The sequence below is a fragment of the Streptomyces sp. NPDC027962 genome (assembly GCF_055566095.1).
The window spans coordinates 53851-75594 of record NZ_JBVHTA010000029.1; the positions used below are offsets into that span (position 1 = coordinate 53851).

The 21744-nt window shown below is 70.8% G+C and carries 21 protein-coding genes; 8 read left to right on the top strand and 13 right to left on the bottom strand.

Annotated elements, in window-relative coordinates; translation table 11 throughout:
* Positions 1-21: 21 nt before the first annotated feature.
* Positions 22-237 (top strand): hypothetical protein, encoded by a 216-nt coding sequence (locus tag ACZ4SA_RS24885; protein ID WP_468278347.1) that lies wholly within the window; start codon positions 22-24, stop codon positions 235-237.
* A 92-nt stretch (positions 238-329) separates the two neighbouring features.
* Positions 330-1484 carry a methyltransferase gene (locus ACZ4SA_RS24890; RefSeq protein WP_468278349.1) on the top strand — a complete coding sequence of 385 codons (1155 nt, stop codon included), beginning with the start codon at positions 330-332 and terminating at the stop codon, positions 1482-1484.
* Positions 1485-1523: 39 nt separating this feature from the next.
* Here the strand turns inward: ACZ4SA_RS24890 and ACZ4SA_RS24895 are convergent, their stop codons facing one another.
* Complete coding sequence (locus ACZ4SA_RS24895) at positions 1524-2135, bottom strand: flavin reductase family protein (RefSeq protein ID WP_468278351.1); 612 nt, start codon at positions 2133-2135, stop codon at positions 1524-1526.
* A gap of 89 nt (positions 2136-2224) precedes the next feature.
* Between ACZ4SA_RS24895 and ACZ4SA_RS24900 the strand changes: the two genes are divergently transcribed.
* Positions 2225-2683, top strand: a complete 459-nt coding sequence (locus ACZ4SA_RS24900; protein ID WP_468278354.1) for a nuclear transport factor 2 family protein — start codon at positions 2225-2227, stop codon at positions 2681-2683.
* 102 nt (positions 2684-2785) lie between these two features.
* On the top strand, positions 2786-4483 hold the full coding sequence (lnt, locus tag ACZ4SA_RS24905) for an apolipoprotein N-acyltransferase (RefSeq protein ID WP_468278356.1): 1698 nt from the start codon (positions 2786-2788) through the stop codon (positions 4481-4483).
* Here lnt and ACZ4SA_RS24910 read toward each other — a convergent pair.
* Positions 4407-5312, bottom strand: coding sequence for a Gfo/Idh/MocA family protein (locus ACZ4SA_RS24910; protein ID WP_468278359.1), 906 nt, complete (start codon positions 5310-5312; stop codon positions 4407-4409). The genes lnt and ACZ4SA_RS24910 overlap by 77 nt on opposite strands.
* 213 nt (positions 5313-5525) lie before the next feature.
* Between ACZ4SA_RS24910 and ACZ4SA_RS24915 the strand changes: the two genes are divergently transcribed.
* Positions 5526-6047 carry a DinB family protein gene (locus ACZ4SA_RS24915; protein WP_468278452.1) on the top strand — a complete coding sequence of 174 codons (522 nt, stop codon included), beginning with the start codon at positions 5526-5528 and terminating at the stop codon, positions 6045-6047.
* A 38-nt stretch (positions 6048-6085) separates the two neighbouring features.
* Here ACZ4SA_RS24915 and ACZ4SA_RS24920 read toward each other — a convergent pair whose 3' ends face one another.
* From ACZ4SA_RS24920 to ACZ4SA_RS24955, 8 genes are all read right to left on the bottom strand, one after another.
* Positions 6086-6559, bottom strand: coding sequence for a hypothetical protein (locus ACZ4SA_RS24920; RefSeq protein WP_468278361.1), 474 nt, complete (start codon positions 6557-6559; stop codon positions 6086-6088).
* 360 nt (positions 6560-6919) lie between these two features.
* Entirely contained in the window at positions 6920-7603 is a 684-nt protein-coding gene (gene ung, locus ACZ4SA_RS24925) for a uracil-DNA glycosylase (RefSeq protein ID WP_468278363.1), read from the bottom strand.
* An 82-nt stretch (positions 7604-7685) separates the two neighbouring features.
* On the bottom strand, positions 7686-9260 hold the full coding sequence (locus ACZ4SA_RS24930; protein WP_468278366.1) for an ABC transporter substrate-binding protein: 1575 nt from the start codon (positions 9258-9260) through the stop codon (positions 7686-7688).
* A 127-nt stretch (positions 9261-9387) separates the two neighbouring features.
* Positions 9388-10170: an SDR family oxidoreductase gene (locus ACZ4SA_RS24935; RefSeq protein ID WP_468278368.1), complete on the bottom strand. Its 783-nt coding sequence runs from the start codon at positions 10168-10170 to the stop codon at positions 9388-9390.
* 17 nt (positions 10171-10187) lie between these two features.
* Positions 10188-10949: a 3-oxoacyl-ACP reductase FabG gene (gene fabG / locus ACZ4SA_RS24940; RefSeq protein WP_468278370.1), complete on the bottom strand. Its 762-nt coding sequence runs from the start codon at positions 10947-10949 to the stop codon at positions 10188-10190.
* Positions 10950-11154: 205 nt separating this feature from the next.
* Positions 11155-11538, bottom strand: coding sequence for a DUF3037 domain-containing protein (locus tag ACZ4SA_RS24945; RefSeq protein ID WP_468278372.1), 384 nt, complete (start codon positions 11536-11538; stop codon positions 11155-11157).
* Positions 11535-12389: a HipA family kinase gene (locus ACZ4SA_RS24950; protein ID WP_468278375.1), complete on the bottom strand. Its 855-nt coding sequence runs from the start codon at positions 12387-12389 to the stop codon at positions 11535-11537. Before ACZ4SA_RS24950 ends, ACZ4SA_RS24945 begins: the two co-directional genes overlap by 4 nt.
* Positions 12390-12679: 290 nt before the next feature.
* A complete protein-coding gene (locus ACZ4SA_RS24955) occupies positions 12680-15094 on the bottom strand; it encodes a SpoIIE family protein phosphatase (protein WP_468278454.1) in 2415 nt (804 codons plus the stop codon).
* Positions 15095-16630: 1536 nt separating this feature from the next.
* Here ACZ4SA_RS24955 and ACZ4SA_RS24960 point away from each other — a divergent pair.
* The gene (locus ACZ4SA_RS24960; RefSeq protein ID WP_468278378.1) at positions 16631-17101 is read left to right on the top strand and encodes a Rieske (2Fe-2S) protein; all 471 of its coding nucleotides are present in this window, start codon (positions 16631-16633) and stop codon (positions 17099-17101) included.
* Here ACZ4SA_RS24960 and ACZ4SA_RS24965 read toward each other — a convergent pair.
* A complete protein-coding gene (locus tag ACZ4SA_RS24965; protein WP_468278380.1) occupies positions 17088-17738 on the bottom strand; it encodes a cysteine hydrolase family protein in 651 nt (216 codons plus the stop codon). The two genes, ACZ4SA_RS24960 and ACZ4SA_RS24965, sit on opposite strands and share 14 nt — an antisense overlap.
* 136 nt (positions 17739-17874) lie before the next feature.
* On the opposite strand from ACZ4SA_RS24965, the gene ACZ4SA_RS24970 reads away from it, so the two are divergent.
* Positions 17875-18342: a pyridoxamine 5'-phosphate oxidase family protein gene (locus ACZ4SA_RS24970; protein WP_468278382.1), complete on the top strand. Its 468-nt coding sequence runs from the start codon at positions 17875-17877 to the stop codon at positions 18340-18342.
* Here the strand turns inward: ACZ4SA_RS24970 and ACZ4SA_RS24975 are convergent.
* Positions 18331-19251 (bottom strand): LysR family transcriptional regulator, encoded by a 921-nt coding sequence (locus tag ACZ4SA_RS24975; RefSeq protein ID WP_468278384.1) that lies wholly within the window; start codon positions 19249-19251, stop codon positions 18331-18333. The genes ACZ4SA_RS24970 and ACZ4SA_RS24975 overlap by 12 nt on opposite strands.
* A 74-nt stretch (positions 19252-19325) precedes the next feature.
* Here ACZ4SA_RS24975 and ACZ4SA_RS24980 point away from each other — a divergent pair, with 74 nt between their 5' ends.
* Positions 19326-20411, top strand: coding sequence for a DMT family transporter (locus ACZ4SA_RS24980; RefSeq protein ID WP_468278386.1), 1086 nt, complete (start codon positions 19326-19328; stop codon positions 20409-20411).
* Here ACZ4SA_RS24980 and ACZ4SA_RS24985 read toward each other — a convergent pair.
* Positions 20402-21733, bottom strand: coding sequence for an aminotransferase class I/II-fold pyridoxal phosphate-dependent enzyme (locus tag ACZ4SA_RS24985; RefSeq protein ID WP_468278389.1), 1332 nt, complete (start codon positions 21731-21733; stop codon positions 20402-20404). The genes ACZ4SA_RS24980 and ACZ4SA_RS24985 overlap by 10 nt on opposite strands.
* Positions 21734-21744 lie beyond the last annotated feature (11 nt).

Sequence of the window (21744 nt, forward strand, 5' to 3'; positions counted from 1 at the left end):
GCGCCGGAGCACTCTGGTGGCATGGCCTGGCAGGCACCGATCGTCGTGCATCCGCCGTCCCCGGGAGGCGGGCGGCGCGTCACCGTGCGCGGTGAGATCGTCGGACTGGCCCGCAGTGACAGGGATCTCGTCGAGTTTCTGCGGCGGGCCGGGCTCGAGGACGCGGACATGCGGCTCGACGATCCGCATCTGGTCGAATGGCGCGGCGCCCGCGCACACCACGACTACGCGGCCTGAGGCGCGCCAAGCACGCGGCGCCCGCGCACACCACGACTACGCGGCCCGAGGCGCGCGGCGTCCCGCCCGGGCTCGGCTAGCCTGAGTGCACGATGAACCGTTTGACCACGCCATGGGGCACGTTCGAGTTCGCCCGTTTCCCTGAGGACCCCCGCGACACGCTCCGCGCCTGGGACGCAGCAGACGAGTACCTGCTGCGACACCTGCACGGCACCGACGACTCCGGGCCGACGGACCTGTCCGGCACAGTGACCGTCGTCGGCGACCGGTGGGGCGCCCTCGCCACCTCGCTCGCGGCGCACCACCCCGTGCAGATCACCGACTCGTTCCTCTGCCAGGAGGCGACCCGCGGCAATCTGGCACGCAACGGCCTCGCCGCAGACTGTGTGCGGTTGCTCACGGCGAGGGACATGCCACCGGAGCGCATCGACGTGCTCCTGGTACGGGTGCCCAAGAGTCTCGCCCTGCTCGAGGACCAGCTGCACCGCCTCGCGCCCTCCCTGCACGCCGGCTCCGTGGTCGTCGGCACGGGCATGGTCACAGAGATCCACACGTCCACGCTCAAGCTGTTCGAGCGCATCATCGGGCCGACCAGGACGTCACTCGCGGCGAAGAAGGCCCGGCTGATCTTCTGCACCCCCGACGCGAAGCCCACCCGCGTCCCCAGCCCGTGGCCGCTGCGGTACGCCCTGCCGTCCGACATCGGCACGCTCGCGGGCCGCACGGTGACGAACCACGCGGGCATCTTCTGCGCGGAGCGCCTCGACATCGGCACCCGCTTCTTCCTGCGCCACCTGCCGCAGCACAGGGGCCCGGAGCGGGTCGTCGACCTCGGCTGCGGCAACGGCGTGGTCGGCACCGCCGCGGCACTGGCCAACCCGGACGCGGACCTGACGTTCGTCGACGAGTCGTACTCCGCGGTGGCCTCCGCGAAGGCCACCTTCCACGACAACGTGCCCGACGGCAGGGCCGAGTTCCTCGTGGGCGACGGGCTGTCCGCCCTTCCCGACGGTTCGGTCGACCGCGTGCTGAACAACCCGCCGTTCCACTCGCACCGGGCGACGACCGACACGGCGGCCCGCCGGATGTTCGCGGACGCGCGCCGCGCGCTGCGCGGGGGCGGCGAACTCTGGGTCGTCGGCAACCGCCACCTCGGGTACCACGTGCGGCTGCGGCGGCTCTTCGGCAACTGCGAAGTGGTCGCCGGTGACCCGAAGTTCGTCGTCCTGCGGGCCGTCGGGACCTGAGGCACCTCAAGTCTCCCAGGAAGGGAACCCGCCGGGCGTTCAGTCCTTGCACTCCTGCCACCGGGCGTACGGGATGCGGGAGATCTCGCGCACCTCGCCGAGCGTGCCCCACTCGTCCTTGCCGAGCCGGGCCAGCGGTGCCAGTCGCGTCACCTCCGGGTGGCCGTCCGCCGTGACGTCCGCGTCGACCGTGGCGTGCACCACCCTGCCGAAGACGACGGTCGAGTCGCCCAGCCGTACGGTGCTGTGCAGTTCGCACTCCAGGGCCACAGGTGACGCCGCGACCCGCGGCGGCTTCACCCGAAGGCTCGGCTCCCTCGCGATGCCGACCGCGTCGAACTCGCTGACACCGCGCGGGAAGTCCGTCGCGGTGGCGTTGATCTGCTCGAACAACGGCTCGGGCGCGAAGTTCACGACGAACGAGCCGGTTTCCTCGATGTTGCGCAACGAGTCCTTGCGCCCGACCGAGGTGAACTGCACGACCGGAGGCGCCACGCAGGAGATCGTGAAAAAGGAGTGCGGGGCGAGGTTGTCGGTGCCTTCCGCGGACGTGGTGGACACCCAGGCGATGGGCCTGGGCACGACGGTGGCGGTCATCAGCCGGTAGAAGGCGTCACGGTCGCAGTGGGCGGGGTCGACATCGATGCGCATGGGTGGAGTATGGCCGGTTGCCGACGCCGGGAGGGTGATGGGTGTGCACGGCTCTTGGCCTGGCACCCCGCCTGCCCGAGACTGACCCGATGACGCAGCGCGTGGATCTCGCGACCGTGATGGACAGGCTGGCCGTCGACGACCTCGTCACCAGCTATGCAGTGGCCGTCGACGACGGCGACTGGGACACCTATCGAGCACTGTTCACCAAGGACGGCCGCGCCGACTACCGCGGCTCGGGCGGGATCGAGGGCCCGGCCGCCGAGGTGGCCGAATGGCTTTCGCGCACGATGCGCCTCTTCACCGTTCGTCAGCACCTCATCGTCAACCGGCGGGTACGCATCCAGGATCTCGGCGGATATCCGGGCGACCGCGCCGAGGTAGGGGCCGACTACATCAATCCGATGCGGCTCGAGTCGGGCGACGACTTCGTCTCGGGCGGTCGCTACGGCTTCGGTCTGGAGCGTACGGACACGGGCTGGCGCCTGCGTTCCGTCGTGATCGAGGAGAAGTGGCGACGGACGGGTGGGATGACGGACGACGCCTGAGGCGCGGGAGGCCCGGGAGGCACACTGTTCGCCCGTGCGGATCCTCGCGCACACTGGTGGTGGACGGCTCGTGGCCCCTTGAGCCGGGCGAGGAGGCGCTCCATGCGAATTCCGGTCGGCGAGCGGGTGCGGCGGACGTGGGATGCGCGCCGGCGCGCGCACGGAGCCGGTCCCGGGCAGACACTGCGGCACGAGCAGGGGCCCCGGCAGCATGCCGAGCAGCCGCCGAGGCTTCTTCGCTCGCGGAGATCCCGCGGTGCCGCAGCCGTCGTTGCCGGGGCCCTGCCGGCGCCGGCCTTCCCGGAGCCGTCGCTGTGGTGGTTCGCCTGTCTGGCCCTGGTGCCATGGATGCTTCTGCTGCGCACGGCGCCGTCTGCCCGCCGTGCGGCGGTGGAGGGATGGCTCGGCGGCGCAGGTTTCATGATCGCCGTGCACCACTGGCTGCTGCCGAGCCTGCATGTGTTCCTTCTGGTGCTGGCCGCGCTGCTGGGGATGCTGTGGGCGCCATGGGGCATGCTGGTGCGGTCGATGCTCGGTGGAACACCGTCTGCGGCCCGGGCGGCGGCCGCCGTCGCGGTCGTCCCCGCCGGCTGGCTGGTGATCGAGCTGGCCCGGTCGTGGGAGGGGCTCGGCGGGCCCTGGGGCCTGCTGGGCGCCAGCCAGTGGGAGGTGTCGCCGGCCCTGCGGCTCGCGTCCGTGGGCGGCGTATGGCTGGTGAGCCTGCTGGTGCTCGCGGTCAATACGGTGGCGGTGCTGCTGGCGGCGGTCCGCAGTGCACGGGTGCCGGCGGTGGCGGGCACGGCCCTGTGCGCGACGACGGTGGCCGCCGCCTGGGTCTGGGCCCCTCAGCCGCAGGAGTCGGGGCAGGCCCGGATCGCGGTGGTCCAGCCCGGCGTCGTCGGTGGCATCGGGAGCGTGGAACGGCGCTTCGACCGGGGCGAGCAGCTCACGCGCGAGCTGGCGGGCCGCGAACTCGACCTGGTGGTGTGGGGCGAGAGCAGCATCGGTGCGGATCTCGGGCTGCGGCCGGACCTCGCGGAGCGCCTCTCGGCTCTGTCGCGTGAGGTGGGGGCACCGGTCCTCGTCAACGTGGACGCGCGGAGCGAGGGCGCGTCGGGCCCGGCCGGTATCTACAAGAGCTCGGTGCTCGTCGGCCCGGAGGGCCTGACCGGGGACCGGTACGACAAGATGCGGCTCGTCCCCTTCGGTGAGTACGTCCCGGCCCGTTCCCTGCTGGGCTGGGTCACGTCGGTCGGCAGGGCCGCGGGTGAGGACCGGCTGCGCGGGCGCACGCCCGTGGTGATGACGCTGCCCGGCGACGACACCGCTCTGCGCCTGGGCCCCCTGGTGTGCTTCGAGTCGGCGTTCCCGGACATGAGCAGGCGGCTGACCCGGGACGGCGCCCAAGTGCTGGTCGCCCAGTCGGCGACCTCGTCCTTCCAGGACAGCTGGGCGCCCGAGCAGCACGCGTCGCTGGCGGCGCTGCGAGCGGCGGAGAGCGGCCGGCCGATGGTTCACGCCACGCTGACCGGTGTGAGCACGGTGCACGCGGCGGGCGGCGAACAGGTCGGCAGTCCGCTCGGCACGGACCGCAGCACCGCAGCGGTGTACACGGTCCCGCTCGTGACCGGCACGACGCTGTATGTCAGGTACGGCGACTGGCCGGTCTACGCCTCGTTGGCGCTGCTTCTGGCGGTGGGCGCCGCGGGGGGCGTGCGTTCCCTCAGGCGGCCTGCTCCAGGGCCTGCCGCACCACCCGCTCGCACAGCTCGTGCGTCCGCAGCGCGTCCTGTGCGCTGAGTACCTTGCCGGTGCCTACGGCGTCGAGGAAGGCGTGCACCGACTGCTCGACGCCCCGCTGGCGGGCCACGGGCACCCAGTCTCCGCGCCGTCGGACGCTGGGCTGGCCCTTGTGGTCGAGGATTTCCGCGAGGTTGCGGACCTCGCGTTTCGACTCCTGCCCGGACACCTCGAGGATCTCCTCGTTCGAGCCGCTCATCCGGTTCATGGTGCCGATGGCCGTGAAGCCGTCGCCGGAGAGCTGCAGGACGACGTGATGCATCAGCCCGTCGACGATCCGCGCCCGCACGTCCGTGTGCTCGACAGGTCCGGGGACCAGGAAGCGCAGTGTGTCGACGACGTGGATGAAGTCGTCGAGGACGAGCGTGCGGGGGTCCTCCGGGAGGCCGACGCGGTTCTTCTGCATCAGGATCAGGTCGCGTGGGTGCTCGATGCACTGGGCGTAGCCGGGGGCGAGCCTGCGGTTGAAGCCGACGGCGAGGCTGGTGCCCCGCTCCTCCGCGAGTGCCACAAGCCGCTCGGAGTCGGCCAGTTCGTACGCGAGGGGCTTGTCGACGTAGGTCGCGACGCCCGCCTCGAGCAGCCGGGTGACGATCTCGGCGTGCGCCGAGGTCGGTGCGTGGACGAAGGCCGCGTCGAGGCCCTCGGCGAGGAGCGCGCCGAGGTCGGCGTGACAGCGCCCGGCGGGGACGTGGTAGGTCTCCGCGGTGCGGATCAGGGTGGCCGGCGTCCGGGTCTGCAGGTGCAGCTCGACTCCGGGCAGGGTGGTGAGCACCGGCAGGTACGCCTTCTGTGCGATGTCGCCGAGCCCGATGCAGCCGACCTTCACTGTGTCTCCCTCGCCCACCCGACCGGCTGGTGATGCGCCGGCTGTCCTTCGTGCGCGCCCGGTTGTCGGTTGCGCCGACTGTGCTCCGGCAGCATACGTGCGCTGTGGGGCGCGCCGGCCGGTGATGCCGTCGAAGGTCTGCGGCACCGATCCTCCGGTCTGCTCCTGGGGATACGGACAAGGCATGGCAGCCCGGGGTGCCGGTGCTCCATGATGATCGTCATGACAACCGACGAACGCACCGAGCCGTCCACGACCGCGTCCGAACTCGACATGCTCACGGGCTTCTTGGACTACCACCGCGAAACTTTGATCATGAAGTGCGAGGGCCTCGACGACGGACAGCTGCGCACGCCGTCACTGGCACCGTCCGGGCTCACGCTCATGGGTCTGGTACGCCATCTGGCCGAGGTCGAACGCTATTGGTTCCGCGAGATCATGGACGACGAGGACCTCCCGGACCTCTACTCCACCGAGCAGGACCAGGACGGGGACTTCCACGTCACGGACCAGGACACCTGGGCCGAGGCGCACGCGACCTGGCTCACCCAGGTCGTGGACGCCCGCAAGGTCACCGCCTCCCACGGACTCGACGACGTGAGCGCCTCGCTCAGCCGAAGCGGCAAGAGGTTCAGCCTGCGCTGGATCCTCACTCACATGATCGAGGAGCACGCGCGACACAACGGCCATGCGGACCTGCTGCGCGAGCACATCGACGGCGCGACGGGAGAGTAACGGGGCCCCACCAGGTCAACCGGAGCCCGGCCAGCCGGTCAGCGGGTCCGCAGCGCGCGCTCCAGCCGGTCGATCGCGGCGCGGACGCCGTGGCCGTACCCGTCGTCCTCCAGGGTGTGCGTCGACGCGCGGGCCCGGTCCAGGTGGCGGCGCGCTTCGGCCGGACGGTGCAGCTTGACGTAGTCCGCCGCGAGGTTGAGATGGAGCGAGGGGTAGAGGGCCCGCACCGCCGAAGCCTGCGGATGCCGGCCCAAGCGCTCCTCGCTCAGCCCGTCGGCCGCCGCCAAGGCACGCAGATCCCACGCCAGCTCGTCCGCGGGGTCGTCCTGCACGTCCGCCATGCAGTGGGCGAGGGTGCAGCGGTGCAGGGCGTCCCCCTGCTCCGCGATCTCCGCCCAGAGCAGGGCGAAGCGGTTACGGGCCTCCTCGCGGTCGCCACCGTGCAGCAGCATCATCGCCTGACCGATCCTGGTCATGACGACATCCTCGGACGCCTCCTGCTGCTCCCTCACTGTGGCCTCCTCGTCGACACGGCGAAGCGGGATGTTCTTGAGCCCGACGCTAGCCGCCGGCGAGGACAATCCCCCACAGGCTCGGGCGCCTGCCCGAGCCTGTCAGCCGGGTGCGCGAAAACGACACGCGAAAAAACGACACGCGAAACGGCACGCGCCGACGGCACGCGAAAAGACGCGGCGCCAGGGCGTGTTTCGAAAGTAGCGTCGTCCGCCCGCAGGGCGGGGCCCGCGGCGTCTGGTGCGTGCAATCGCAAGGCGGAGGATCATCCTCGTACTGGACGTACCTGGATGACTCCGACAACGCAGCGAGTGTGCGTGCCAGACGTCGTGGGCCAGGCGGGACTTTCGAAACACGCCCTAGCCGATGTCGGGGATCCGCCAGTCGACGGGCTCGTGCCCCTGCGCCGCCACCGCCTCGTTGATCTGGGTGAACGGACGGGAGCCGAAGAACTTCTTCGCGGACAGCGGCGAGGGGTGCGCACCCTTCACGACCACGTGCCGCTCCTCGTCGATGAGCGGCAGCTTCTTCTGCGCGTAGTTGCCCCAGAGGACGAAGACCGCCGGGTCGGGCCGGGACGCCACCGCGCGGATCACCGCGTCGGTGAACTTCTCCCAGCCCTTGCCCTTGTGGGAGTTGGCCTCGCCGGCCCGGACGGTCAGCACCGCGTTGAGCAGGAGGACGCCCTGCCGCGCCCACGGCATCAGATAGCCGTTGTCCGGGACGGGGTGCCCCAGCTCGCTCTGCATCTCCTTGTAGATGTTCCGCAGGGAGGGCGGGGTCTTGACGCCCGGGCGCACGGAGAAGCAGAGGCCGTGCCCCTGGCCCTCTCCGTGGTACGGGTCCTGTCCGAGGATCAGCACCTTCACCCGGTCGTACGGCGTGGCCTCGAGCGCTGCGAAGACCTCCGCGCCCGGCGGGTACACCGGCCCGTTCGCCCGCTCCTTCTCGACGAACTCGGTGAGCTCCTTGAAGTAGGGCTTCTGCAGCTCCTCGCCGAGTACGCCGCGCCAGGACTCGGGCAGCATGTCGGTGTCGGTCACGTCAACAACCTCCGGTGAATGGTCAGTTCCGAGATCTCGGATCCGAGATCTCAGAACCTACCCGGCGGCACTGACAGCCCGCCTACCAGCTGGCCTTGCGATGCAGCTCCCAGACCTGCATGACGGTCTGCGGGTCGAGGGCGCGCTCACCGCCGGCGATCTCCTCGCTGGCCGCCACGTACAGCTTGCCCTGCCACAGCGGCAGCAGGCGAACGTCGTCGACGAGGAGCTCCTGCGCCCTCTCGAACTGCTTGGTGACGGCTCCGCGGTCGCTCTCGCGCCGGGACTGCACAAGCTGCTCGGAGATCTCCGGCGCCTCGTACGGGGTGCCGAGGACGTTGTCCGGACCGACGAACGGCGCGATGAAGTTGTCCGGGTCCGGGAAGTCCGGGAACCAGCCTCGGCCGAAGACGGGGTACTGCCCGTTCCGGTAGCCCTTCTGGAACTCCGCCCACGGCTTGCCCTCGAGGCTGATCTTGAAGAGGCCGGTGGCCTCGAGCTGCCGCTTGAGCTCGGCGAACTCCGGTTCCGTGGCGGAACCGTACCGGTCGGTGGTGTACCAGAGCGTCAGCGGGACCGGCTCGGTGATCCCCGCGTCGGTGAGCGTCTCCTCCGCCTTGGTCGCGTTCGGCTCGCCGAACCGGTCGAAGAACTCGGTCGTGTGCCCGGCGATGCCCTTGGGCACCATCGAGTACAGCGGTTCCGCCGTGCCCTTGTACACCTTCTCGACGAGCGCTCCGCGGTCGACGACCTGCGCGATCGCGCGCCGTACGGCCAGCTTGCCGGCGTTCGGGTCGGCGGGGTTGAAGACCAGGTAGCGGATGTCGGCACCGACGGTCTCGACGAGCTGGAGGTGGTCGTTCTCGGGCTTCTTCTCCTGCAGCTCGACGACCTGCTCCGCGGTCAGACCACGGTTTATCGCGTCGATGTCGTGCTCCTTCAGCGCCGTCATCATGACGCCGGAGTCCTGGTAGTAGCGGATGGTGACCGCGTCGTTCTTGATCTTCGCGAAGCCCTTGTAGTTGGCGAAGCGGGTGAGCTCCGCCCGGTCGCCCTTCTTGTACGACTCCAGGGCATACGGGCCGGAGCCCGTCAGCTTGCCGTCCTCGCGGAGCTTGTCGGCCGGGTACTCGGACGGTGGCACGATCGACATGGCCGGGGTGGCCAGGATGAACGGGAACGTGGCGTCGGACGTCTTGAGACGGAACGTGACGATGCGGTCATCGGTCGTCTCGACCTTGTCGAGCGACCCCAGCAGGCCGTTGGGCCCTCCGGCCACGTCGATGGTCCTGATGCGGTCGATGGAGTGCTTGACCGCGGCGGCGTCCAGTTTGTCACCGTTGGTAAAGGTCAGGCCCTCGTGCAGCTCGCATTCGAAGACCTTGTTGCTGGTGTCCGAGAAGCGGCAGTCGGCGGCGTCCGGCTGCGGAGTGGTGCTCCCCGTCGGGAAGCTGACCAGAGTCTGGAAGACGTTCCGGTACAGCTCCCACGAGCCGTCCCAGGCGGCGGCCGGGTCGAGAGTGCTCGGCTCGCTCGTCGTGCCGACGGAGATCTTCTGTTCGCGGTCGGCGTCGTCGTCCGAGAACAGACCGCATCCCGCCAGCAGAGATATGGACGCTAGGGCTGCAGCGGCCTGCAGACAGGTCCGGTAGAACACGTGCACGCTCCTCGTTCAGCCATGGGTCGGCGAACCATACCGCAGCGCCCCGCCGGGTCAATCTGGAGGCCCGGCGGGGCACTTGGATCATTCAGGAACAAACCGCCTCAGGGCGGTCCGTCGGGCGTCAGTGCACGCCCGCATTGAGGAAGATACCGCCGTCGACGACGAGCGTCTGCCCCGTGATCCAGTCCGACTGCGCGGAGGTGAGGAAAGCCGCCGCGCCACCGATGTCCTCGGGCACCCCGAGCCGTCCCAGCGGGTAGGCCGCCGCCGCCTCGGCCTCGCGGCCCTCGTACAGCGCCTCGGCGAACTTCGTCTTGATCACGGCGGGGGCGATGGCGTTGACCCGGACGAGCGGCGCGAACTCGTGCGCCAGCTGGAGGGTCAGATTGAGCATGGCCGCCTTGCTCATCCCATACGCCCCGATGAACGGGGACGCGGAGACGCCGGCGACGGAGGCGATGTTCACGATCGCACCGCCGTTCTCCCCCTGCCATGCCTTCCACGTCTGCTGGGCGAAGCCCAGCGCGGAGATCACGTTGGTCTCGTAGACCTTCCGCGCCACGTTCAGGTCCAGCTCGGCCATGGGGCCGAAGACCGGATTGGTGCCCGCGTTGTTGACGAGGAAGTCGACCCGACCGAACGCCTCCATGGTGCGTTCGACCGCCGCCGCCTGGTGGGCCTCGTCGGCGGCCTTGCCGGCCACCGCGATAGCCCGGTCCGCGCCCAGCCGCTCCACGGCCTCCTTGAGGGCCTCCTCGCCGCGGCCGGTGATGCACACCCGGTCACCGCGGGCGACGAGCGCCTCGGCCACGCCGTATCCGATGCCCCGGCTGCCGCCGGTGATCAGCGCGACCTTGCCGCTGTCGGGCGCCTGCTCCGCCCCTGCTGCCTGTGCTGCTGCCATGTCCGTCGTACCCCGATTCAGTTGAGCGGTCCGCCGGCCACGTACATGACCTGGCCAGAGACGAATCCGGCGTCGTCGCCGGCGAAGAAGGCGATCGCATTTGCGACGTCCTCGGGCCGGCCGACGCGCTGGACGGGGATCTGGGAGGCGGCCGCGGCCTGGAAGTCCTCGAAGCCCATACCCACCCGGGCGGCGGTCTCCGCGGTCATCTCGGTGACGATGAAGCCGGGGGCGACGGCGTTGGCGGTGATGCCGAACTTGCCGAGCTCCTTGGCGAGGGTCTTGGTGAAGCCCTGCAGGCCGGCCTTGACCGCCGCGTAGTTGGCCTGGCCGCGGTTACCGAGCGCCGAGGACGACGAGAGGGAGACGATACGCCCGAAGCCGGCGTCCACCATGTGCTTCTGGCAGGCCTTGGCCATCAGGAACGCGCCCTTGAGGTGCACATTGATCACGGTGTCCCAGTCGGACTCGCTCATCTTGAAGAGCAGGTTGTCGCGGAGCACACCGGCGTTGTTGACGAGGATCGTCGGCGCGCCGAGCTCGGCCGCCACCCGGGCCACCGCGGCCTCCACCTGCCCGGCGTCCGAGACGTCGCAGCCCACCGCCAGGGCCTTGCCGCCGGCCGCGGTGATCTTCTCCACGGTGTCCTTGCAGGCCGCCTCGTCGAGGTCGAGTACGGCTACGGCGCGGCCCTCGGCCGCGAGCCTGACCGCGGTGGCGGCGCCAATGCCGCGTGCGGCTCCGGTCACGACAGCCACACGCTGCTCGGTGGTGGACATTCTGGTTCTCCTCGCCCTTGAAGCCCGTCAACCCTGTGCCGGAGACTGCTCACGGCTCCTATGCTGAGCAACCGCTTAGTACCTTCGGCAGACAGGACGCTAGAAGCCCTGGCACTCGGTGTCAACGGCACTACGGTTCATCGGCGCATGTCACACCGATCGCTTGCGGCCCCCAACGGGTTGGGCAGCCCCTCCTTTTCCCTCCTCATCGCACCAGCAGGTCGAGCAGCCGCTCCACCTCCGCCTCCGGATCGAGCGTGAGCCCGGTGTGCACCGGACCCGGCTGCACGACCGTGGAGCGGGGCGCGATGAGCCACCGGAACCGGCGGCCGGGATCGTCGCGGGCGGCCTGCCCGGCGTCCTCGCCGCCGAGGCAGACGCCTTCGACGGCATGCAGCGCGGCCCGTACGCCGGTCACGTCCGCATGCGGGTCGAGCGCCCTCAGCTTGGTCTCGTCCAGATGGGTACGAGCCGCCACGAAGGACTTCGCGCGGCAGTAGACCACCACGCCTGCGTTGAAGCACTCCCCGCGCTCGACCCGCGGCACCACGCGCAGCAGTGCGTACTCGAAAACGTCGCGGTCGCTCACTGGGCGGTGTCCTTCGTGCTCTGCTTCGTCGGGTGCGGCCAGGGAGCCAGGTGGTCGGTCAGCCAGCCCGGCACCTGGGAGGGCCTGGACTTCGTCGGGGCGCCGAGGGTGATGCGCTCGTGGATGGTGGCGGCGCGCGGCAGCAGAGCCTCCACGTACGCACGGCGCAGGGCGTCCGCCCCGTCGAAGCCCGGCTCGTCGACCAGCCACTCGTCGGGCACGTCCGCGGCGATCCCGGTGAGCAGCTCCTCGGTCACCAGCGGCGCGAGTTCGGCGGCGGCAGCGGCGACATCGGGGCCGAACGGGGCGAGCGCGTGGTCGGAGGCGTCGTACGGCTTGGCGGCGGAGGCGGTGGCGCCCGGCCAGTTGTGGTGCCAGATCATGGTGGCTCCGTGGTCGATCAACCACAGATCCCCGTGCCACACCAGCATGTTGGGGTTGCGCCAGGAGCGGTCCACGTTGTTGACCAGCGCGTCGAACCAGACGACTTTGCCGGCCTGGGCCGGGTCGACCTCGTAGGCGAGCGGGTCGAAGCCGAGCGAGCCGGGCAGGAAGTCCATCCCCAGATTGAGCCCGCCGCTGGCCTTGAGCAGCTCCTGCACCTCCTGGTCGGGCTCGGAGAGACCGATGACGGGGTCGAGCTGGATGGTGACGAGCTCGGGCACCCGCAGCCCCAGCCGTCGCCCGAGCTGTCCGCAGACGACCTCGGCCACCAGGGTCTTGCGGCCCTGCCCGGCCCCGGTGAACTTCATGACGTACGTGCCGAGATCGTCGGCCTCGACGATCCCGGGGAGCGAGCCGCCCTCACGCAAGGGCGTGACATACCGGGTGGCGGTGACTTCTGTCAGCATTTTCCCAAGCTATACGACTGATCGATCTTACTATCCACGGCCGGTGCCAGAAACGCATGACGCGCTGAGCGGCCACGCTCAGCCCTGGGAAGAATCTGGGGAGCTTCCACTGGCATGCTGCTCACCCCCCCTTCCCAGCATTCCGTCGATGGCGGTGAGGCTCCCGCGGCCCCGGCCCGGAGCGCTTCGTGTTCCTCCTCGGTGGCGTCGCGCCGTGCGCGGCTGGACAGGTCCCCGGCTCGGGTCCTGCTCCGGCCCGGCGGTGGTGCGGCTGCCCGCCGCCCGTCGGTTCACGACTCCAGCAGTGGCTGCTCGGTCCAGACGGTCTTTCCCTCGCGGGTGTAGCGCGTGCCCCAGCGCTCGGTCAGCTGGGCCACCAGGAACAGGCCACGCCCGCCCTCGTCAGTGGTGCGTGCCCGGCGCAGATGGGGTGAGGTGTGGCTGGTGTCGGTGACCTCGCAGATCAGAGATCGTTCGCGGATGAGTCGCAGGGTCACGGGGCCGGTGGCGTACCGGTAGGCGTTGGTGACCAGTTCGCTGGCGACCAGCTCTGTGGTGAAGGCCAGGTGCTCCAGGCCCCATTCGGTCAGCCGGGCTGTCGTCAGGCTTCTGGCCTGAGCGGCGGAGCTCGGGTCCAGCGGGAGCCGCCAGGAGGCGACGTTCTGCGGGGGCAGTACGCGGGTACGGGCGATGAGCAGGGCGATGTCGTCGGCGGGGTGAGCTGGTACGAGGGAGTCGATCACCGCCTGACAGGTGCGTTCCAGGGGGTCGGCAGGGCGGGTGAGCGCCGCGCACAGCCGTGTCAGGCCCGCATCGAGGTCGGTGTGGCGTTCACCGATGAGTCCGTTGGTGTAGAGGGTGAGCAGGCTGCCCTCGGCCAGTTCGACGTCCCGGGCCTCGAACGGCAAGCCGCCCAGGCCGAGGGGTGGGCCGGCGGGCAGCTCGAGCAGGCTCACCTGTCCTTCCGGGGTCGTCACCACCGGCGGTGGGTGGCCGGCACGCGCCACGGAGCACAGCCGGGAGACCGGGTCGTAGAGGGCATAGAGGCAGGTGGCGCCGATGACCTGCTCGCCCACGGGCTGTTCACCGACTGTTTCCTGTTCGGCCGCCAACAGGTTGACCAGGTCGTCCAGGCGGGAGAGAACCTCGTCCGGTTCCAGGTCCAGACTCGCGAGGGTGTGTACGGCAGTGCGCAGCCGGCCCATGGTGGCGGCGGCGTGGAGACCGTGGCCGACCACGTCGCCGACCACGAGCGCAACCCTGGCCCCCGAGAGGGGGATGACATCGAACCAGTCGCCGCCCAGCCCCGAGGCGGCGCCGGCCGGGACGTAGCGGGGGGCCACCTCGACGGCCGGCCGGCGGGGAACCGCCTTCGGGAGAAGGCTGCGTTGCAGGGTGAGCGCGGTCTGCTGCTGCTGGGTGTAGCGCCGGGCGTTGTCGATGCAGACGGCGGCGCGCGAGGCGAGTTCCTGGGCCAGCGTCAGGTCGTCCGCTTCGAACGGGTCGGGGCGCCGCGAGCGCCACAGGCTCATCGCGCCCAGCACCAGGCCACGTGCGATCAGGGGGGCAACGATCAGGGAATGGACACCTGGGTCGGGAAGGAGCTCACCCCGGCGCGGTTCCACGACGAATCGGTCGGGCGGAAGAACGGCCTCCAGAATTGCCCGTCCGTCGGCCAGGCACCTGGCTTGTGGGGTGTCCGGTGCGAACTCGACGGGTTCCCCTTCCGGCTGAGGGGGTTCGGGCTGCCGGCCCAGGACGCTGCGAACCGCCACCCGTACGACGGAATCCGTGAGGCCCTGGGCCGGCTCCTCACCGCGCGTCACCGGTTGCGACAGGTCCACGGACACATGGTCGGCCAGCTGAGGGGCCATCACATCAGCGAGCTCCCGGGCCGTCTCCCCCACATCGAGCGTGGTTCCGATGCGGGCGCCGGCCTGGGCGAGAAGCGCCAGCCGAAGTCGAGCCCGATGGCGTTCGGTGACGTCCTCGATGGTCTCGGCCACTCCCAGAACCCGGCCGGACGGATCCTCCAGCCGGAAGGCCGATACGGACGCGGCCCGCTCTCGTGTCGGATTGCGCTCCAGGCGCGTGTACTGCTCGGTGGAGACCAGCGATCTTCCGGTCTGCAGCACCCGGCGCACCCGGTCCACGGCATTCCGCGCGTCCTCCGCCACCAGCAACGCACCGGTGGGCATCCCCGGGAACGAGGCGGCCGGAACGCCGGTGAACCGTTCGACCGCGCGGTTGACCCGGAGAATCGTCATCTCGGGACTGTGGACGACGAGCCCGATCGGGCACCGGCGGAACAGCCCGTCGAGGACCGCGCGGTCCCGCTGCCACTCGAGGATCTCCTCCGCCGGCGCCCCGACGAGGAACCACTCGCGGACACCGCCGTCGCGCAGAAGCGCACGTACTCTGAACCCCATCTCCACGAGTTGCCCGCTGCGATGCCGTACCGCCAGTACGCCGAACCAGCCTCCGGCCCTCTCGCACATCGCCGCGGCCTCCCGGGCGGCCGGCCGGCCGCGAGGATCGATCAGGACTTCACGTGCCCGACGGCCGATCACCTCTGACTCCGGGTGGCCGAGCAGTTCCTCGGCCCGCCGGCTCCATCCGACCACGGTTCCCTGGTCGTCGAGCACCGCCGAGGCGGCCAGGTGCAGAGCGAATGGATCACCCCGGCTCTCGCTGAGCACCGTCATCCGATGGCCCACAGCTGGACACCACCTCTCTCGGCTACCGATGCTCTCCCGGTGGTACTGGCGCGCGCCCGGACCGGCCTGGCCCAGCCCCGACCGTTCGCTTCGCCGCCCACGAGCCCGACGCAGAAGCCCGGGGAGATGCCATCCGAGCCTATTGAACCCGGTCGGGCACAGCGAGCTGCCGGGCGCTGTGTCACGGCGTGGCGGCCATCACCCGGCCGGGCCTTCCGGGCGCGAGGCGATCACGGTGTCACCCTCGCGGCCGGCCCTCGGGCTCCGGCACACCCGTTCTGCTCGGTGTTGGACCGCTCGGCGGCGAGGCGCTGGCGCTGGCGCTGGCGGACGGACTGACCGAAGGACTTGCGGGAGGGGTCGCCCCGGGGGAGGACGCCGGCGGGCTGGGGCGGCCGTTGGAAGGACGGGGTGTCGGACTGGCCTTCACGGGTGGCGGCGTGCTGGTGGCGGCGGGAGCCGGCGATTCCCGGGGAGTGGCCGTCGCGGGAGGACGCCGAGTCCCGGCAGTGCTCCGGTCCCTGACGCCACCTCCTCTGGCCGGGCGCGTTGCCGGACGTTCCGGTGAACGTGAGGCCGTCGGAGATTCGGTGACGTGGACGTCGGGCTCGTCGGGAGATGCCTGTTCCGGGCTCGGCAGTGCCCGTGGGGGGGCGGCGGAGTCCTGGGGCAGCAGCGACGCGGCGGTCAGGCCGCCGAGCATGGCGAAGGTGGCCGCGGCAAGCGATCGACCACCGTACTTCTTCAGCCGCGACGGAAGGCGGCGCCGGGCTACGGGCACATCGGCTGAGGAAGTGGTGGAGCAGACGGCGTCGGGGGACTCGAAGGAGCCCGGTCCCTCGCTGAAGAGGACATCCCACACCGCCGCGTCGGCTGCCGGAGCACCGCCGCTCCGATCGCTCGACGGTGCCGTGTCGGACTCGTACGCCCCGCACTCGGGGCACGTCACGGTGCCGTTGAGGCTGCGGCGGCAGGGAAAGCAGTAGTCCATGCGCTCGGCCGATCAGTGCGTGGGGCGCTGGAAGGAACCGTGCTCAGCCGACCGGGCCTGGCAGCAGTCACCGGCGGCCGGAAGGCGATGCCCGGTCTCATTCGAAAGAATCCTTGGCATGTGCGAACCTCACTCACTCACCGGTCTGCAGGTGGGTCACCGGCTACCGGGGAAAACGGGACCGGGTGAGTCGCCGTTCAAGCATTGACTGAAACGTGGGATACGCAACTCCCTTGAGGTTGTGGCTGGTCATGCCCCTGCCCCGCTTCGGTGTGCGAGCCCGCAGCCACGGGTCCGTCCGAGCCGGCTGCGTCACTTGCTGGGGCTGAGCGTCCTCTGCGGCGTGAGGATCGCGGACCCGGCCCGAATCGCGCAGGCGAGCAAGCGGCGTCAGGTCCCGGGCCGTTCGGTCCGACGAGAAAGCCGGTCGGGCTCATGAGAAAACTGTGAAGGCCTGAACGGCCTTGCCGCGGGCCGCGTACAACATCACGAACCGGCCGGTACGAGGGTCGGACAGTGGAGAGGGAGCCAGCATGACCGGATCGCAGGGGACCGCGCGGACCGTGGCGCGTCGTACCGTCGTCGCCGCGGTGGGCGGGGCCGGTCTCACCGTCGCGCTGACCGCGTGCGGCGGCTCGGACGACTCGGTGCAGACCGGGTCCGACAAGCCCGCGGGAGACGGCGGCGCGGCCGGCTCCGGAGGGAGCACGGGCGGCGGGGGAGGCACCGTGCTCGCCAAGACCGCCGACATCCCGGAGGGCGGCGGCAAGGTCGTCGGGGACGTGGTGATCACGCAGCCGGTGGCGGGCGAGTTCAAGGCCTTTTCGTCGAAGTGCACCCACCAGGGCTGCGCGGTCAAGGACATCTCGAACGGCACGATCAACTGCCCGTGCCACAACAGCCAGTTCGACGCGTCCGACGGCAGCGTCAAGGCGGGTCCCGCGACCGCGCCGCTGCCGCCCACCTCGATCGCGGTGGAGGGGGACTCGATCAAGCTCGCGTAACGCGGCGGTGCCCCTTCCAGCAGGTCAGAACCTCCTCGGTGGTGACGATCGTCGCCACGAGCGACAGGGTGTTGCGGATCATCGCGGGGGTGTAGTCGGCGGGCACCCCCGCGATGGCGTCCGCCACGACGACCGCGGTGTAGCCGAGGTTCACCGCGTCGAAGACCGCGCAGGGCACGGCGATGTTCGCCGAGACGCCGGTGACGACGAGGGTGCGGCAGCCGAGGTTGCGCAGCAGCGGGTCGACGTCCGTGCCGGCGAGGGGCGAGAGCCCGTGCAATCTGCGCACGACGATGTCCTCGGGCGCCACCTCGATCGGCGGGGCCACGCGTACCGCCGCCGTGCCGGTGTGCTGCTGCACCGGGAGCCGTTCCGTGGCCCTGAACAGCCGTGCGTTGCGGTTGGATCCTCTGCCGTCGGGGCGCCGCTCGGCCACCGCGTGCAGCACCTGTGCGCCGGCGTCGTGGGCCGCGCCGACCAGCCGGGCGACGTTGCGGAGCGAGCCGGACGAGCCGGCCTGAGCAGCGAGTTCCGGCAGGGCGCTGTCCTTTCCGACGACACCCTCCTGGCATTCGACGGTGAGGAGCGCGGTGGTGGACGCGTCGAGCTGTTCCATGAGCTGCTCGAAGGACGGCATGGGGCCTCCTGGTTCTCGCGTCCGGTCGGCGCGGAGGCGCGACGGTAGCCGCCATTGCGCGCCGAAGGAAGACACACCATGCTTATCGGCAGATCTTTCTGACGAATGATCAGTTCGCCGAGCCGGAGGGCCGCAGATGACCGCCGCACAGCGCCGGGGCCGTCGCATCATGATGACTCCGGGCGAACTCGACGCGTTCTTGACCGAGCAGCGCACCTGCCGTGTCGCCACCGTCTCCCCCGACGGGCGCCCGCACGTGAGCGCTCTGTGGTTCGTCTGGGACGGCACGTCACTGTGGCTCTACTCCCTGACCCGCAGCCGCCGCTGGGCGGATCTGCGCCGTGACCCCCGCATCGCGGTGGTGGTCGACGACGGCGAGGAGTACGGGGAGCTGCGGGGCGTCGAGCTGTCGGGCGCCGCCGTGTCCGTCGGAGAGTCCCCCCGCACCGGCGAGGACTGCCCCGAACTGGCCGTGCCGGAGGCGCTGTTCGCCGCGAAGAACTTCGGCCTCGACACCATGCCGCACGACGGCCGGCACGCCTGGCTGCGGCTCACCCCGGACGCGATCGCGTCCTGGGACTTCCGCAAGCTGTCAGCCCTCTGACCCCTCTGACCCCTCTGCCCCCGCGGCCCTGCGCAGCGCCTCGACCGCCGCCCTGATCGACGGCCTGCGGTCGGCGTCGGTGCGCCACACCGCGTACACGTGGCGGCGCATCGTCTGCCGTACGGGAACGAGCGCGACGCCGTCGGGAACCGGCCCGCGGCCGAGCCGCGGCGCGACGCAGACACCGAGACCGGCGGCGATCAGAGCCAGTTGCGTGTGGTGCTCGCCCGCCAGATGGGAGATCCGCGGCTCGATGCCCTTGGAACGCAGCGTGAAGACCAGCCACTCGTGGCAGAACTCGCCCTCCGGCCAGGAGACCCATTCGTCCTCCGCGAACTCCTCGAGATCGACCTCCGCACGGTCGGCGAGGGGATGACCGGAGGGCATGGCGATGTCGGGGGCGTCGTCGAGCAGTTGCGCCTGCGCCAGTCCGCCGGGCACCGGCAGCCGCTTGTTGCTCCAGTCGAGCACCACGGCGAGGTCGAGGTCCCCGCGGATGACCGCTCTGATGCTCTGCTCCGGCTCCAACTCCCGTGACAGCACCCGCAGTTCCGGATGCTTCCGCCGCAGGGAGGACACCGCCGCCGGGAAGAGCCCGCGGGCGGCGGTCGGGAACGCCCCGATGCTGACCTCTCCCACCACCTGGCCGCGCCGGGCTTCGATGTCGGACTGCGCGAGCTCGACCTGGGACAGGATGCGCGCGGCATGGTCGGCGAGGAGCCGGCCGGCGTCGGTGAGGCGCACGCCCCGCCCGTTCTTCGCCAGCAGCTGCTGACCGACCTCCCGTTCCAGCTTCGCCATCTGCTGGGAGACGGCAGAGGTGGTGACGTGCAGCCCGTCGGCTGCCGCGCCGACCGATCCGTGGCGGGCGAGGGCGTCCAGCGTGCGCAGGCGCTCCAGATTCAACATGTAAGCAATGCTAAGCGATAGGGTCCAGAAATTCTCGCTTGTCCTACGAGATGGGACCGGCGATCGTAAGCACCATGAGCACCGCAGCCGCCGGGGCGGACAGCATCCGTCCCCGCACCCCGACCACATCCCCGACACCTGTCGCCCCGCGCCGGAGGGTCCTCGACTGGCGCATCCGGTTCGCCGTGCTTTCGGCGGTCTGGGGCTTCAGCTTCCTTCTCATCAAGGTCGGCACCGAGGCGTACGCCCCCTTTCAGGTCACGTTCGGCCGTCTCCTCTTCGGCACGGCGGTGCTCGCCGTCGCCATGGCCGTCCGCCGCGAACGGCTGCCCCGGGGCCTGCGCACCTGGGGGCATCTGACCGTCGCGGCGTTCCTCCTCAATGCCCTGCCGTTCTCGCTCTTCGCCTACGCCGAGCTCACGATCCCCTCGACGCTCGCCGGTATCTGCAACGCCACCTCGCCCCTGTGGGGCATGGCTCTCTCCCTCGTGGCGCTCTCCGAGGACCGGCCGACCCGACGCCGGGTCGCCGGACTCGGCCTCGGCTTCCTGGGGGTGCTCACCGTCCTCGGCGCCTGGCAGGGCTTCTCCGGGCTGGACTTCGGCGGTACGGCGATGGCGCTGCTCGCGTCGCTCAGCTACCCGATCGGCTGGATCTACGTGCGCCGCACCCTGGCGGGGACCGGAAGCTCGACCCTGTCGCTGACCGGCGCCCAGCTGGGCCTGGCGACGGTGCAACTCGCTGTGGTGACCCCGCTGTTCACCACGGTCCCCACCGCCTTCCCGCTCGTCCCGCTGCTCTCCGTGGTCGTTCTCGGGGCGCTCGGCACAGGGCTTGCGTTGCTGATCCAGTACGGACTGGTCACCGAGGTCGGCCCGACGACGGCGCAGATGGTCACGTACTTCATCCCTGTCATCGCGACGGCGGCGGGCGTCGCACTCCTCGACGAACACCTGGCATGGAACACTCCGGTGGGGGCGCTGATCGTCCTGGCGGGCGCGGCCCTGACCCAGAGCCGGACGAAGTCCGCGGTACCGGCGCCCGAGGCGGAGCGGGCCGCACAGGCGCCGCCCAGGGCCGGGCACGAGCGTCTCGCCGCTGGGCAGGAGCCTCTCGCTGCCGGGCAGAAGTGCCTCGCCGCCGGGCGGACTCAGCCGTAACTGCGGGCCGGCATCGGGCCGACCGCCGAGGCGACCGCTTCGGCGAGCGGCTCGATGTCGGCCTGCCGCAGGTTCGACACGGTCAGCCGCACCCCCGGCGGCGAGGACAGCCGAAAGCGCGCTCCCGGGGCGACCGCCCATCCCGCATGCAGCAGCCGCGTCACGGCCCCCGTCTCGTCAGGGACGGGCACCCAGACGTTCATGCCGCTGCGCCCCCGGGCCTGGACGCCCCTGCGCGCCAGCGCGTCGATGAGGTCGTCGCGGCGCTCGCCGTAGGCGCGGGCGACGGCACGGGGGTCGACGGCGTTCGAGGCCCACAGGTGGGCGACGCTGTGTTGCAGCAGCCGGCTGACCCAACCGGGGCCGAGGCCCAGTCGCCCCAGCACGCGGTCGACGGTGACGTCGTCGCCGGTGAGGACGGCGACACGGAGGTCCGGCCCGTATCCCTTGGCGGCGGACCGCACGAACGCCCAGTGGTTCGTGACCCCTGCGAGTGGGTGCAGCGGCTGGTCGACGATGGCGTACCCGTGGTCGTCCTCGATCAGCAGCGTGCCGGGGAACCGGGCGAGCACGGTGCGCAATTCGTCCGCGCGGCGGCGGCTCAGGACCGCGCCGGTCGGGTTCTGCGCGCGGTCCGTGACGACGAGCGCCCGGGCTCCGGCGCTCAGCGCGCGCTCCACCTCCCCCGGCAGCGGGCCGTCGTCGTCGAGCGCGACGGGCAGGACCTTGAGGCCCAGGGCCGACACGAGATCCAGCAGGCTCCCCCAGCCCGGGTCCTCGACGGCGACCGCGTCGCCCGCCCTGAGGTGCGCGGCGAGGACACGTTCGATGGCGTCCAGCGATCCGGAGGTGGCGGCAAGAGGCCCTGCGGGGACGCCGTCGGCGTCGAACGCGGCGCGCGCGAGCCGCACGAACTCGGCGTCGAGCGGCTCATTCCCGTAGAGGCCGGGCTCCTTCGCATGCAGCCGCGCGGCGGCGGCGAGCGCATCGCCCAGCCCCGGCAGCAGCGTGACATCAGGGTTGCCGTCGCCGAGATCCCGTACGCCGGGGTGCACGTCGACACGGATGGATCCGCGGGCGGTACTGGCCGGCCGGGGGCGGACACGGCTACCCCTGCGACCGGCGGTCTCGATCACTCCGCGCTCACGCAGGGTGCGGTAGGCGGCCGCGACGGTGTTCGGATTGACCCCGAGCTCGGTCGCCAACTCCCGCATGGGCGGCAGCAGTTGGCCCGGCTTGAGGTCACCTGCGCCCACTGCGCGCTCGACGCTCGCGGCAATCTCCGATGCACGCCGCCCGACGATCCGATACTCTCCTAGCACAAACCACATTA

Bases quoted from the DNA above. Each gene is read 5' to 3' on its own strand.
- ACZ4SA_RS24970 (WP_468278382.1), top strand. From the start codon at position 17,875: ATGACCGCCGCACAGCGCCGGGGCCGTCGCATCATGATGACTCCGGGC.
- fabG (WP_468278370.1), bottom strand. From the start codon at position 10,949: ATGTCCACCACCGAGCAGCGTGTGGCTGTCGTGACCGGAGCCGCACGC.
- ACZ4SA_RS24965 (WP_468278380.1), bottom strand. From the start codon at position 17,738: ATGCCGTCCTTCGAGCAGCTCATGGAACAGCTCGACGCGTCCACCACC.
- ACZ4SA_RS24975 (WP_468278384.1), bottom strand. From the start codon at position 19,251: ATGTTGAATCTGGAGCGCCTGCGCACGCTGGACGCCCTCGCCCGCCAC.
- ACZ4SA_RS24980 (WP_468278386.1), top strand. From the start codon at position 19,326: ATGAGCACCGCAGCCGCCGGGGCGGACAGCATCCGTCCCCGCACCCCG.
- ACZ4SA_RS24900 (WP_468278354.1), top strand. From the start codon at position 2,225: ATGACGCAGCGCGTGGATCTCGCGACCGTGATGGACAGGCTGGCCGTC.
- ACZ4SA_RS24950 (WP_468278375.1), bottom strand. From the start codon at position 12,389: ATGCTGACAGAAGTCACCGCCACCCGGTATGTCACGCCCTTGCGTGAG.
- ACZ4SA_RS24935 (WP_468278368.1), bottom strand. From the start codon at position 10,170: ATGGCAGCAGCACAGGCAGCAGGGGCGGAGCAGGCGCCCGACAGCGGC.
- lnt (WP_468278356.1), top strand. From the start codon at position 2,786: ATGCGAATTCCGGTCGGCGAGCGGGTGCGGCGGACGTGGGATGCGCGC.
- ACZ4SA_RS24955 (WP_468278454.1), bottom strand. From the start codon at position 15,094: ATGACGGTGCTCAGCGAGAGCCGGGGTGATCCATTCGCTCTGCACCTG.
- ACZ4SA_RS24890 (WP_468278349.1), top strand. From the start codon at position 330: ATGAACCGTTTGACCACGCCATGGGGCACGTTCGAGTTCGCCCGTTTC.
- ACZ4SA_RS24895 (WP_468278351.1), bottom strand. From the start codon at position 2,135: ATGCGCATCGATGTCGACCCCGCCCACTGCGACCGTGACGCCTTCTAC.
- ACZ4SA_RS24960 (WP_468278378.1), top strand. From the start codon at position 16,631: ATGACCGGATCGCAGGGGACCGCGCGGACCGTGGCGCGTCGTACCGTC.
- ACZ4SA_RS24885 (WP_468278347.1), top strand. From the start codon at position 22: ATGGCCTGGCAGGCACCGATCGTCGTGCATCCGCCGTCCCCGGGAGGC.
- ACZ4SA_RS24915 (WP_468278452.1), top strand. From the start codon at position 5,526: ATGATCGTCATGACAACCGACGAACGCACCGAGCCGTCCACGACCGCG.